Raw genomic sequence first — 12,566 nt, 5'->3', positions numbered from 1 at the left:
CAGTTTCGTTGCTAAAACTATTGTTTTGCTTTTAATTAGTCATTGAGAAAAATCCAAACTCGCTTCGCTCAAACAATGGATGTTTTCTCAATGTGTAAGAATGCAAAAAATAGTTTCTTAACGCCCCGAAACTTAACTGCGCTATCTACTTGTTCTTGTCCCATATTATTCACTATAATTGTATTATGTACTTTTAAGAGGAGTATTTTGCTCCTCTTTATTATTGTCAGTAAGCAGGAGGAAAAAATGAGAGCTGTTGTTACCCGTGTTAATTCTGCTTCCGTGGAAATTGATGGTAAAATTCATGGAGCTATAGATAAGGGCTTTTTGGTATTGCTGGGGGTTGGACCGGATGATACAGAGGAGGATGCGGCTACTATGGCGGAGAAAATCTGCAACTGCCGTATTTTTCCTGATGAAGAGGACAAGATGAACCTTAATTTGGAGGCAGTAGGGGGAAGCTTGCTGGTGGTGTCCCAGTTTACCTTGTTTGCTGATGTGAAAAAGCGCCGTCCCAGCTTTTCAGGAGCAGGCAAGCCTGATATAGCCATACCTCTTTATGAGAAATTCATGTCTATTTGCCGGGAAAAAGGATTTAGGGTGGAGCATGGTGAATTCGGTGCCATGATGAAGGTTTCTTCCGAAAATGATGGCCCTGTAACCTTATTGTTTGATACTGCCGAATGGCGCAAATAATAGGCTAAATTAGTGATGCTTTAGCCCCTGCCTTCCTTGACACTATTTGCATATTTCAGTAAAATAAAATGGTATGGCTGGGTAAACCATTCCAGTCAAAAATAATGATAATTAATGCTTAGAGAGGCTTAAAAATTAGTAGGGAGGTGTGTTATTATCATTGAAATAGTTGGAGCAGCTGTTGTTGCCCTGGTATTGGGCGGCTTTGGCGGATATATGATGCGTAAGCAGGCAGCCGAGCAGCAGATTGGTTCTGCTGAGGAAGAAGCAAAGCGTATCGTTCGTGATGCTGAGGAAAAAGGTGAAGCAGCAAAGAAAATGAAGCTGCTGGAGGCGAAGGAGGATGTCCATCGTCTGCGTCAGGAGCTTGATAAGGATACTCGTGAGCGTCGCTCCGAGATTCAGCGCCATGAGCGCCGTATAGTTCAGAAGGAAGAAAATCTTGACCGCAAGATTGATGCCCTGGAGAAGAAGGAGGAGAACCTTGCTTCTCGGGAGGCCAAGCTGGAAAAGAGCCAGGCTGAGATTACGGAGCTGCATGAAAAACAGAAGGAAGAGCTGGAGCGTATTTCCGGTCTTTCTCCTGAAGAGGCCAAGAACATGCTGTTGGCAGAGGTAGAGGAAGAGCTGAAGCATGAAAAGGCCATTATGATTAAGGAATATGAGCAGCAGACTAAGGACGAGGCTGAAAAGAAGGCAAGAAATATTATTTCTTTGGCAATTCAGCGTTGTGCTGCTGATCATGTTGCAGAGACTACAGTTTCTGTTGTAGCCCTGCCAAATGACGAAATGAAGGGCCGTATCATCGGTCGCGAGGGCCGTAACATTCGCGCTCTTGAAACCATGACTGGTATTGACCTAATTATTGATGATACCCCAGAGGCGGTTATCCTTTCCGGTTTTGATCCAGTTCGCCGTGAGGTGGCACGTATCGCACTGGAAAAGCTCATTACCGATGGCCGTATCCATCCGGCAAGAATTGAGGAAATGGTTGACAAGGCCCGCCGTGAGGTGGAGCAGCGTATTAAGGAAGCCGGCGAGCAGGCAACCTTTGATACCGGTGTTCATGGCCTGCATCCAGAGATGATTAAGCTGCTGGGTCGTCTGAGATATCGTACAAGCTATGGTCAGAATGTACTGAATCACTCTGTTGAGGTTTCTCACTTGGCTGGTATGATGGCCGCAGAGCTGGGCGTAGATGTTATGTTGGCAAAGCGTGCAGGTCTTATCCATGATATTGGTAAGTCTATCGACAATGAGGTTGAGGGTACTCATGTTACTATTGGTGCTGATATTGCCAAGAAGTACAGAGAGTCCAAGAATGTTATTAATGCCATCGCCGCTCATCATGGCGACGAGGAGCCTATGACTGTTGAGGCAGTTTTGGTGGCAGCAGCGGATGCTGTATCTGCTGCCCGTCCTGGTGCCCGCCGTGAAAGCCTTGAAACTTATCTGAAGCGTCTTACCCGTCTCGAGGAAATCGCCGAGTCCTTCAATGGTGTTGAGCGTTGCTTCGCCATTCAGGCTGGCCGCGAAATCCGCGTAATGGTTAAGCCGGATAAGGTTGATGATGTGGAAGCAGTTGCACTTGCTCATGATATCGTTAAGAAGATTGAGGCTGAGCTGGAATATCCAGGCCAGATCAAGGCAACCATCATCCGCGAAACCCGCGTAGTAGATTACGCAAAATAATTTAAAAATTGAACTTTAAAACCGGTTCAGTATATCAGTTAATGATGTACCAGAACCGGTTTTTTGTTGCTCTTATAATTCCATGGCGACGATATCGTTCAAATCTGATTCAATAGAGAATTTGGCATTTCGTATATCAATATCGGTTTGCATATCCAGAAAATATCTGTCAGACACTCCAAAGTATTTTCCTAAACGCAGTGAAGTATCAGCTGTGATTTTCCTCCTGTCGTGAAGTATATCCTGTATTCTGCTGATAGGGACATGTATATCCTTGGCAAGTCTATAAGCTGTAATTCCATAAGGTTCCATAAATTCTTCAAAAAGAATCTCGCTGATTTTAGGAGTTTCAATCATATTTATCCCTCCTCGTTTTATTTTAGTCGTCTTAGTAATCTTTCTTTGGCTTCAGCAATAGATAGAGTTTTATCTCCGCGTAGTCGTTCCTGTTCTGCCAGCATAACCTTTTTCCTTAAATCGATTATGTGCTGCAGTTTCTCATAGTTGATATTCTTGGCATCATCTTTAAGTTTCATAAAATGACAGTGCATGGAATGTATCACCACGTTAACTATTGTCTCTTCAGCTCAATAATAACTATAACATTACTTTCTGTAATTTTAACATAAATTATATAGAAAGATTGAATATGAACAGTAAAGCTTAAATATTAAAATAGCAATGTTTGGACCAGAAGCAGAAAAATAAGTAGAATATAATAAGGTCCAGTACCATCTCTGTTGATGCTTACTGGTTATTGTTTTTTGTTTTGATTTTGGCAATCTCAATTAGTTCGCGTTTATCTTTTTCGGAAATTATATGGAAATAGTACAATAGCTCTTTTTCTAGATTAGAGTGGTGCAGATATTTTTTTTGGTTTTTAGGGTCATTAAAAAAACTAAGGTAAGAAGCTAAATTATCACTACTTTGAGTGGGAATAGGCGCCTCATAGAAGACATCCTTATCTAAAACAACAGATAAACGTAGCAAATCATCTACTGATATATTATACAAGGCTGCAAGCTTAAAAATGGTATCGGCTGAGGGAGTTCGTCTTCCTGTTTCATAATGGGAATATGTTTGCCTCGTGATACCAAGGATTTCAGCTACATAATCTTGTGTATAGTTATAGACCTTACGTAATTCTTTGATGCGTTGCGATAATAAGGAGCTTTTCATTAAAATATCACCTCAAAAATAATATATGTTTACTGTGAGATAATATTTATACAAATTGTAGCGTAAATAGATAAATTATGTTAATATTTGTATACACTTAATACGATAATGCTACATTAAGTGTCAAAAACCTAAATATTGTAGCAAGCATCTTTGGGGAGGTATTTTAATGAATACAGAAGAGAAAGTTATAGAGGAAGCAAATAAATATTTTGAGAGAAATAAAAATGCTATCACTGATGTAAACGAAGCTTCTAAAAATGCCTATCTTGCGAATGATTTTATAAGAAAATACATAACATCATATCCGGGAACTATTAAGAGTATTTTGGAAGTTGGATGTAATTATGGTTACAATTTAAATTTTTTATCAAAGCAGTTAGGAGTAGAATGTTGGGGAATTGATCCGTCAGATAAGGCAATTGAATATGGCAATGCTAGATGGAAAAATGTTAATAAAAAAGTTCATCTTGCCCAAGGTATATCTAATAGACTGCCATACAATGATTCAGAGTTTGATGTTGTTATGGTTGGCTTTTTGATGTATGTGACTCCAAGAGAGATGATTTCAGATACTGTGTTAGAAGTAAATCGTGTTTTAAAAGCAGGCGGTTTTCTCATACTTACAGATTTTGATACACCTATCAATTATAAACGCTCAAACAAGCATAACTCAGGGATGCCAGTGTATAAGGAAGATTATGCTAAAAGATTTCTTCCAATGGGGTACTCAATTATTGAAAAAAATAGCTATTCTCACTCTGGAGATTGTTTTAATCCAGATGTTCAGGAAAGAGTATCTACCCAGGTTTTATATAAGGAAGAATTGGAGAGTCTTTATTTAAAGGCGTAAGAAGAGCTTTTTAGGTATACTACTTGTTGATAGCAAACTGGAACTTATTGCGTTCATTAATGGCTGTTGCATTTTATCAGAGCAACAGCCATATTTCTATTGCAAAAAGAACATATATTTGCTACAATGAAGTTACAAAACAAATGATCGTTATTTTAGGGGATCTTCTATTATAGAAGACAACAGATATTTATGATAAAATTACAGAAAGCGGTGGGATTGTTATGGATGAAGAGGAGAGACAGGAGCTGTTGGAAGCGGTTCAGAAGTTTTGTCTTATGGATGATACCTTCTTCAACTGCTTTATGGCAGATAACATTGAGGGTATGACTTATGTTTTAAATGTTATCATGAAGAGGAATGACTTGGTTATCAATCGAATTGAAACTCAGCATACCATTCCTAATCTTTATGCCAGAGGCGTACGGTTCGATGTATTTGCAACTGATAGTAAAGGTCGCGAATATGATTTTGAAATTCAAAACGCTAATGATGGATCTGTACCAAGAAGGGCCCGTTATAACAGTGGTATGATGGACTATCGTTGTTTAAGCAAGGGAGCCGATTGGTCAGATTTGCCAGAAACATATGTTATCTTCATAACATCTAAAGATGTATTGAAATACAAAAAACCGTTGTACCATATTAATAGAACGATAGAAGAAACGGATACCAAATTTGATGACGGAGCCCATATTATTTATGTTAATGGTGAATATGACGATATAAACTCTGAATTAGGAAAGATGTTAAGCGATTTCAAATGTCGAAAAGCAAGTGAAATGAAATCATCTATACTTGCTAGTAGAATGAGATTTTTAAAAGAAACCAATGAGGGGGTGACTGAGGTGTGTGAAATTATGGAAGAATATGGTGCTAAAAGAGAAGCGCGTGGTGAAGCAAGAGGCGAGGAAAAAGGCAAATTGAAATCTGTTGTTTCATTGCTTAAAAAAGGAATAATTACAGAGAAAGAAGCAGCCGATGAAATTGGTATGACTGTAGACGATTTTAAAAAGGCAATGGGAGCGGTTTCTTAATTAATGTAAATCATAAGGGGGACTACACTAGTTGATTGTGGTAACCCTTTTTTGCATTTCGTATGTCAATATAAAAGGGTAAGCTAAATTACATTTCGTTGCTTTTATAATCTGGAGGGGTGAACATGACACATTTTATGCCTATGGAAGAAGATAATGATACTACTAACTCCGAAAGACAGCATGAGATAATCGTTTTAAGGAAAAAAGTTATGACGGCGGAGCAGTACAGAATAGAAGGAAGCGAAACTATTTCCATAGCCGAAGCCAAGGAACGATTATATAGGCGTTATAAGCAAAATAAATAATCAAAATAGAGGAATGTTTACGGCTAATGGCGAAATTAACAAAAGTTAATATCTGTATTGTGGAGGTTGAGTATTATGAGTATAAAGAAAAAGATAGCAGTTACCTTGTTAGCCGGTCTTTTAACTGGAAGTGTGGTAAATGCCACTCCGTCAATTGTGGAGCGGGAAAGCATTAATCAGGTAGCTCTCCTGCAATCCTTGGCCCAGGGCTATTTAGGGGGCACAATTAAAGTAAAGGACATAAGAGCCGTCGGGGATACTGGTATCGGAACCTTTGAAGGGGTAAATGGTGAAATGATTGTATTGGATGGAACCGTTTATCAGGCTTTGGGGGATGGCAGAGTCGTTGTGGCTGATGATAAGGTGGTAGTGCCATACGCTACTGTGACGATGTTTGATGACGATGTAGCCTTAGATTTAACCAATGTTGCAGATAAAACTGCCTTTGAAAATGCCTTGAATAAGGCCGTAAAGGAATACGGTGAAAATAGCTTCTACATGGTGAAAATGCATGCTGAATTTTCTTCCATACTGTTTCGTAGTGAGTATGGCAGCCAGCAACCTTATCCAACATTATTGGAAGCGCTAAAGGGAAAGCAGACAGAATTTACGGCCAAGAATATCAAGGGGACTTTGGTTGGTCTGTATTGTCCAAACTATATGGGCGGCCTTAATACACCTGGATGGCATTTCCATTTCATTTCCGATGATAAAAAACAGGGAGGACATATTCTGGAGCTGTCATTGAATAAGGGCACTGTACATTTTGATAAAACGGACAAATTTACCATGATGTTGCCTGATGATAAGCATTTTCATGAATTTAACCTGGCAAAGGACATGAAAGAGGAAATCCGAAGTGCGGAGCAGGATAAACAGGCAGGCATGAAATAAAATGCAAGGTTTTGGTAAAATAGCAATAGTATATGCAAGGATAGGGAGGATTATATGCGTTACTTAAAGGTTTTTATGACGATGTCTCTGGTATTTTTGCTCTGTGTAGTGTTGCCTATGCCCGTATATGCGGCCAATAATGATAATGGTACAGAAACGGTAACGACCAACACGTCAAAAGAACAAAAGGAACTTGATAAAAAAGCTGAAAAGGAACGCAAACAGCTTGAAAAGGCTCAAAAAGAACGGGCTGAAATTGATGAGCTGTCAAAAAAAGCCTTGGAACGCCTATATGAAAAGGTTCCATCGGCCCAGCGGGTTATTGGCGAATCTTACGCCTATGCCACTCTTAGTAATACGGGTATGAAGCTGGGACTTTTCGGAAGTGCTCACGGACGAGGGGTGGCCATCAACAATAATACCGGAGAACGGGTATATATGCGGATGAGTGAAGCTGGGGTTGGCATAGGACTTGGCGTAAAGGAATATGATCTGGTATTTGTCATTGCCAATGAGCAAGCCTGGAACTCCTTTACCAAGGATGACTGGAAGGTTGGCGGTTCTGCAGAAGCATCTGCTAATGACGGCGAAGATGGTGCCTCACTGGAAGGTGCCACTGTTATAGATGATGGATTATGGGTTTACCAGATAACCAAAAAGGGATTGGCATTGGACGCATCCATTAAGGGGACCAATATTTATCCAGACAAAAAGTTAAATGATGTAAAAAATACATAAAGCTCTGGGGAAATATGGTATAATATAAGAGTATTGTAAGTAGAAATAATTGAGCCGGCATTAGCCGGCTCTTTGGAGTTTTTTTATACTGTTTTGCAAAGGAGGCGGGAAATATGGATTATTCTAACGGCACTGAGAGTGAAGTGAGCATGGACAGCGTACAGCTGGTGGCAGGGCTTCTTATCTGTTTCCCTGAATTTTCCAAGATTCGCCTGGACTCCAAGGAGAAGGCTGTTATTATGGAGATTTCCGTCAGGGAGGCTCCTGAGAAAGAAAAATTTGAAGAGGCTGAACGACTTATTGAGGACAGCCTTATGCTTTATCATAATATTGAGCATACCAGTGGTGGAAAATTGGGATTTACATACGAGAATTTTTCTCTGCAAATATATAGAGATATTGCCAGTCTTTCCAGAGGAGAGGTTGGTCTGATTGTTAGCTTGCTAAAGGAAAAATTTGCTGATATTATCATAACCGATGAGGTGAGAAATCCTGATGAGGATTTGATCTACATGCAGTCGGAAATGATAGACCATCGCATCAGATTTCTAAAGGAGAACAAGATTCCTGAGTCCATGGTGGGAGTCCGTGAAGAGGGCAGGGTCATGGTTTATGACAATGATTTAATATAAATGAGGTATTGTCTGTGAAGATTTTAATTGTTGGTGACGTGGTGGGACGTCCGGGCCGTAAGGCTTTCAAGAAGTACACCAAGGAGCTTCGCGAAAAAAATAATATAGATGTGGTTATTGTAAATGGTGAAAATTCTGCTGCCGGAAAAGGGGTAAGCCGTAAATCCCTTGATGAGCTTTATGCCGGCGGAGCAGATATTGTTACCTCGGGCAATCATATTTGGGATAAGCGAGAGGTATATGAGGTTATAGATACTGATCCTTATCTTGTTCGCCCTGCCAATTATCCTGAGGGGGCTCCTGGCAAGGGCTGGTGTCTGTATCCGTTTAAAGCAAAAAATCTGGCAGTGATTAATATGTCCGGACGTGCTTTTATGCCAGAGATGGACTGCCCGTTCCAGAAAATTGAGGACGTGCTCTCCGAGATTGGGGATAAAGCGGATATAAAGATTTTGGATTTCCATGCAGAGACTACTTCGGAAAAGATGGCCATGGGCTTTTATCTCGATGGTCGTGTACAGGTGGTGGTGGGAACCCATACCCATATTCAGACCGCTGATGAGCGGATTCTGCCAGAGGGTACGGCCTATATTACCGATTTGGGCATGGTGGGACCATGGAATTCCGTATTGGGAGTAAAATCCGATATTATCATCAAGAAGTTTACTACCTGTATGCCGGCAAGATTTGATTTGGCAGATGGACCGGCTGTGTATTCGGCCATTGTGGTGGAAATTGATGATGCTAGCAATAAGCCAGTGGGCGTTGAGCGGATTCTGATTAAAGAATAAGTATTTTAGCAGGATATTTAGTCCTTTTATACGAATATATTATGCTAAGGTATGTTATGGGGAGAAAAATCATGTCTAGTGATTTACACATGCATACTACCAGTTCTGATGGTCGTTTGACTCCTGAGGAGCTGGTTGATGCAGCTAAGGCTGCTGGCCTTAATTATATTGCAATTACTGACCATGATACAGTTGACGGCATTCGCCAGCTGTATGAGGCAGGGCTGTATCCTGCCAAGGGCATCAAGATTATTCCGGGTATTGAATTCAGTGCTCATCATGAGATACATGAAATTCACATTCTTGGGTATAATATTGATATTTATGACAAGGTGCTGGCTGACAGGCTTAATGATGTGGTGGAGGCCAGATGGCTGCGCTTTTCCAGTATAGTGCAGAAATTACAGGAGCTGGATTATGATATTTCCGAGACGGATGTTTTGGAAATCGCCGGTGACAGCACCTCCATAAGTCGTTCCCATATCGCACAGGCACTGATGAAGAAGGGAGCCTTCGGCTCGGTGAAGGAGTGCTTTGACAAGGTGTTGGGCAAGGGGTGTCCTGCTTACGTTTCGCATTTTCTGTTGGAGCCTGAGGAGATTATTGACTTAATAAAACAAAGCGGTGGAATTCCCGTGTTGGCTCATCCAAGACTGATTCACGATGATGAGCTGGTGGAGGAGCTGCTGAAGAAAGGCATTGAAGGGGTAGAAGCCATTTATCCAAAGCATAGTCCTGAGGATACTCAGCGTTATATGGATATGGCCAATAAATACAATCTTATGATTACTGGTGGCTCTGATTTTCATGGTATTCCGGGCCGCTTGCCTGAAAGGTTAGGCGAGTTTGTTATTGAGGACAGCTATGCGGCGGAGATATATCGCGAGCCGGGAATGTGAGCAAGCCGTTAAATAGAGGTGGTTACATGGACGTTATTGCATTTGTTGGTCCCAGCGGGACAGGAAAAAGTCATAGAGCTCTTTTGGTAGCCCACAATAATCAGGCTGATGCCATTATTGATGATGGCCTTTTCATTAAGGATGGCAAAATAATTGCCGGCAGCTCTGCCAAAAAGGAGCAGAATAAGGTGCTGGCTGTTAAAAGAGCTATTTTTGTGTTGCCAGGCCATGCCAAGGAAGTAAGCAGGGCCATTGAGGAAACTCAGCCAAAGCGGATTCTTATTTTGGGAACATCGGAAAATATGGTTATTAAGATTGCCAAGGCCCTTAATTTGCCTGAAATATCCAAGTTCGTTCACATTGAGGATATTGCTACCCAGGGAGAGATGGATAAGGCCAGAAAGCATCGTCTGGAGCAGGGCAAGCACGTCATCCCGGTGCCTACCATTGAACTGAAGCCCCATTTTTCCGGGTATTTAGTGGATTCTTTGAAGTCCATGGTAAAAAGAGAGGATGAACAGAAGCGCCGTCAGCGCCACCTGCTGGGAGAAAAATCCATTGTCCGCCCGGTATTCAGCTACTATGGCAAGCTGATTATTGATGATTCCTGTATTGAGGCCATCGTGCGTCGTATTCTCACAGATAGCGGAAATGTTACCAAGGTGGCTGATGCAGAGGTGCGTCATGTGTATCGGGGGGATGGTGCAGTAGGGTATGAATCTCAAGGCATAGAGCTTGATTGTTCAGTTATTATATCCTTTGGCAAGCACATACCTACTTTGGTTCAGCAGATGCAGTTGGAGATAAAAAAGGAAGTGGAGCGGTTGACAGGTATGGCAGTGAAAAAGGTCAATATCACCATTAAAGCATTGTTTGTGCAGCCGAAGAACTTATAGAAATTCAAAAGAATACAGATTTTAAACATAGTAAAAAAGGGTTCTGCATTAGCAGAACCCTTAAGTTTTTTATATGGCAGGGGTAGCAGGACTCGAACCTACGAATGCTGGATTCAGAATCCAGTGCCTTACCAACTTGGCGATACCCCTATGCTGTTTTCACAACGATAATTAGTATAAGTGAAAGAAAGGGTATTGTCAAGAATAATTTACCTATTTTTTACGAAGAGTTGGGGAAGTTTTTAGATTTATTTCGAAGGTCCTTGGCCAAGGGAAGTATGAGCTTATCTGCATATCAGTTACAGCATACTCGGTGTTTTGTAACCAAAAAGATTTGGTGAAAGCATCTGAAGTCTTATATTGAACAAGCCGTTGATTCATGGCGGCTTCCATCATATCCACTGCCCATTTATAATTGTGCTCCAAATCCAGATCGTATACGTTGCTGTACCCCTTTTTCTTAAGGTTGATGTTCACCAGATCAATTACATCCTTCAAATAATAATAGTCTTCGCAAATTCGATTGTTAAGATTGTTTAGGTTGCTGTATACTACTCTATCTTGTTCCAAGCCTTGATTAAGCGCAGTAAGATATATTTCTGCCTGGGATACGGCTGTGCCTATGGAGTTGCTGGCAGTGTTCCAGCCAGCGTAGGCTATTAGGGAGTTTACAGGAAAATTTTCCTTTAGGAGGATAGGCAACAGTGCCTCCTGGGCTATGAAGCTTTTGCTTAAATCCACCAGTGCCACTGGCTTTCCCCTTTGCTGATAGTCTAACAGCTTTTCTGCGTTGTAGCGCCGCCTATCCATAGTTTCTTCATCTGTGGCACTTATAAAGAGAATATAATCTGCTTCTTCAGGGGTGCTTACAATAATATCATGATGGAAATTCAAGCGTTCGTTGGCTGTATCCTGATTGCAGATAGCCATGTATGGCATAACCTTAATGGCGGCTTTTTCGCTGCTGTAATCCACATATACCTTGAAGCTGTTTGACCTTGATATAATGTTGGTCAGTATGGACAGGGCCACCTCGTCGGCACCGTGCACAATGGCCAGCTTGTCTTTAGCAATCTGATTCTTGTGGAGATAATGCATAAATTCCTTTAGTTTCAGATTTGGCAGGCTGTAGACTTCGCCGTCATCCTGCCCAAAGCTCAGATCCTCCAGCGTTCCGTCAGCTACAAGATTTGCCAGCAGGCAGTTAAGACGTAGATTTCTGTTGTATATTTCAATATATGCTTTTATTTGCTCTGATGGAATTTCTCGCTCCAGTACTTGAATTTTCTCAGCAGTTTCAGACAGGGGATTATCATCGTATTTGTGAACCAGACGAGACCATTCCATTAGCTTTTTGCGGTCCTGATATTTTTCCACAAAATCAGGAGGGTTCATGCGAGGGAGAATGGAAAAGGCATGTATTTTTATGTTAGGGTTATCTCCATGCAGCTTTTTCAGATATTCTGCCAGAGCAGTGATATCCTCATCCTTTATGGTCTTATTTCTGGATGCTATAAGCCCTCCATAAAGGAGCTGGTCGATGGAAATAATGGCTTCGTCGCAGTTCTTTATTTCGTCGTAAAGCCACTTCCGCATTTTTGAGGTATCTCCCGGCAGGGTGTAAAAGTCCATGGTTTCACTTGGGGGGAGGATAATTTCAATGCCGGCGGTGCGGCCGTTGTCTGCCACCAGCTGTCCACATGGTGGGCGGCTGTCCAGAGGTACCAGCAATATCTTCTTGGTGGTTGCTGGCATCTGATCTATTATTTCTCCCTGTTGCTTTTGGGACATGAGGAAGCCCGAGCCAAGCAAAAAACATATTATTATTAAAAATATAGGAATGTATCTTTTCATATTAGCCTCTGTTATACAATAAAATGATAACTTATTCAGCTGGAGTTTTAAACTCCACCTGAATTTAGTTGAATTTTACCCAGGGCTTTACGGGTGC

At 41.3% G+C, this 12,566-nt stretch carries 15 protein-coding genes and 1 tRNA gene; 11 read left to right on the top strand and 5 right to left on the bottom strand.

All coding sequences use genetic code 11. From position 1 onward, the window contains the following. Nucleotides 1–246: 246 nt before the first annotated feature. Both dtd and rny read left to right on the top strand, forming a co-directional pair. Nucleotides 247–696 (top strand): D-aminoacyl-tRNA deacylase, encoded by a 450-nt coding sequence (gene dtd, locus B6K08_RS03845; RefSeq protein WP_039210758.1) that lies wholly within the window; start codon nucleotides 247–249, stop codon nucleotides 694–696. A gap of 156 nt (nucleotides 697–852) precedes the next feature. Next, on the top strand, nucleotides 853–2,388 hold the full coding sequence (gene rny, locus B6K08_RS03840; RefSeq protein ID WP_268761928.1) for a ribonuclease Y: 1,536 nt from the start codon (nucleotides 853–855) through the stop codon (nucleotides 2,386–2,388). Between the two features lie 72 nt (nucleotides 2,389–2,460). On the opposite strand, the gene B6K08_RS03835 is transcribed toward rny, so the two are convergent. The 3 genes from B6K08_RS03835 to B6K08_RS03830 all read right to left on the bottom strand — a co-directional run bounded on the left by B6K08_RS03835 (nucleotide 2,461) and on the right by B6K08_RS03830 (nucleotide 3,567). Continuing rightward, entirely contained in the window at nucleotides 2,461–2,745 is a 285-nt protein-coding gene (locus B6K08_RS03835) for a HigA family addiction module antitoxin (RefSeq protein WP_080325419.1), read from the bottom strand. A gap of 17 nt (nucleotides 2,746–2,762) precedes the next feature. Next, nucleotides 2,763–2,924 carry a hypothetical protein gene (locus B6K08_RS13695; RefSeq protein ID WP_159446681.1) on the bottom strand — a complete coding sequence of 54 codons (162 nt, stop codon included), beginning with the start codon at nucleotides 2,922–2,924 and terminating at the stop codon, nucleotides 2,763–2,765. 211 nt (nucleotides 2,925–3,135) lie between these two features. Beyond that, nucleotides 3,136–3,567 carry a helix-turn-helix domain-containing protein gene (locus B6K08_RS03830; protein ID WP_080325418.1) on the bottom strand — a complete coding sequence of 144 codons (432 nt, stop codon included), beginning with the start codon at nucleotides 3,565–3,567 and terminating at the stop codon, nucleotides 3,136–3,138. A 169-nt stretch (nucleotides 3,568–3,736) separates the two neighbouring features. On the opposite strand from B6K08_RS03830, the gene B6K08_RS03825 reads away from it, so the two are divergent. From B6K08_RS03825 to B6K08_RS03785, 9 genes are all read left to right on the top strand, one after another. Beyond that, complete coding sequence (locus B6K08_RS03825) at nucleotides 3,737–4,420, top strand: class I SAM-dependent methyltransferase (RefSeq protein WP_080325417.1); 684 nt, start codon at nucleotides 3,737–3,739, stop codon at nucleotides 4,418–4,420. A 224-nt stretch (nucleotides 4,421–4,644) separates the two neighbouring features. After that, nucleotides 4,645–5,457: an Rpn family recombination-promoting nuclease/putative transposase gene (locus B6K08_RS03820; protein WP_080325416.1), complete on the top strand. Its 813-nt coding sequence runs from the start codon at nucleotides 4,645–4,647 to the stop codon at nucleotides 5,455–5,457. Nucleotides 5,458–5,582: 125 nt separating this feature from the next. After that, entirely contained in the window at nucleotides 5,583–5,765 is a 183-nt protein-coding gene (locus tag B6K08_RS03815) for a hypothetical protein (RefSeq protein WP_039210686.1), read from the top strand. Nucleotides 5,766–5,840: 75 nt separating this feature from the next. Beyond that, nucleotides 5,841–6,659 carry an acetolactate decarboxylase gene (gene budA, locus B6K08_RS03810; protein WP_052212446.1) on the top strand — a complete coding sequence of 273 codons (819 nt, stop codon included), beginning with the start codon at nucleotides 5,841–5,843 and terminating at the stop codon, nucleotides 6,657–6,659. 54 nt (nucleotides 6,660–6,713) lie between these two features. After that, on the top strand, nucleotides 6,714–7,397 hold the full coding sequence (locus B6K08_RS03805) for a lipid-binding SYLF domain-containing protein (RefSeq protein WP_052212449.1): 684 nt from the start codon (nucleotides 6,714–6,716) through the stop codon (nucleotides 7,395–7,397). 113 nt (nucleotides 7,398–7,510) lie between these two features. Then, nucleotides 7,511–8,029, top strand: a complete 519-nt coding sequence (locus B6K08_RS03800) for a hypothetical protein (protein WP_027397232.1) — start codon at nucleotides 7,511–7,513, stop codon at nucleotides 8,027–8,029. A 14-nt stretch (nucleotides 8,030–8,043) separates the two neighbouring features. Continuing rightward, nucleotides 8,044–8,820: a TIGR00282 family metallophosphoesterase gene (locus tag B6K08_RS03795; RefSeq protein WP_039210688.1), complete on the top strand. Its 777-nt coding sequence runs from the start codon at nucleotides 8,044–8,046 to the stop codon at nucleotides 8,818–8,820. Nucleotides 8,821–8,891: 71 nt separating this feature from the next. Continuing rightward, nucleotides 8,892–9,719 (top strand): PHP domain-containing protein, encoded by an 828-nt coding sequence (locus B6K08_RS03790; RefSeq protein ID WP_039210689.1) that lies wholly within the window; start codon nucleotides 8,892–8,894, stop codon nucleotides 9,717–9,719. Nucleotides 9,720–9,745: 26 nt separating this feature from the next. Beyond that, entirely contained in the window at nucleotides 9,746–10,615 is an 870-nt protein-coding gene (locus B6K08_RS03785; RefSeq protein WP_039210691.1) for an Asp23/Gls24 family envelope stress response protein, read from the top strand. Between the two features lie 74 nt (nucleotides 10,616–10,689). On the opposite strand, the gene B6K08_RS03780 is transcribed toward B6K08_RS03785, so the two are convergent. Both B6K08_RS03780 and B6K08_RS03775 read right to left on the bottom strand, forming a co-directional pair. Further along, nucleotides 10,690–10,765: transfer RNA gene (locus B6K08_RS03780), tRNA-Gln, on the bottom strand. A gap of 63 nt (nucleotides 10,766–10,828) precedes the next feature. Further along, nucleotides 10,829–12,469: a DUF4127 family protein gene (locus tag B6K08_RS03775; RefSeq protein WP_039210693.1), complete on the bottom strand. Its 1,641-nt coding sequence runs from the start codon at nucleotides 12,467–12,469 to the stop codon at nucleotides 10,829–10,831. Between the last annotated feature and the right edge of the window lie 97 nt (nucleotides 12,470–12,566).

Source organism: Anaerovibrio lipolyticus DSM 3074 (assembly GCF_900141865.1).
Classification (GTDB): Bacteria; Bacillota; Negativicutes; order Selenomonadales; family Selenomonadaceae; genus Anaerovibrio; species Anaerovibrio lipolyticus.
This window is presented reverse-complemented; position numbering and strand designations above follow the sequence as displayed.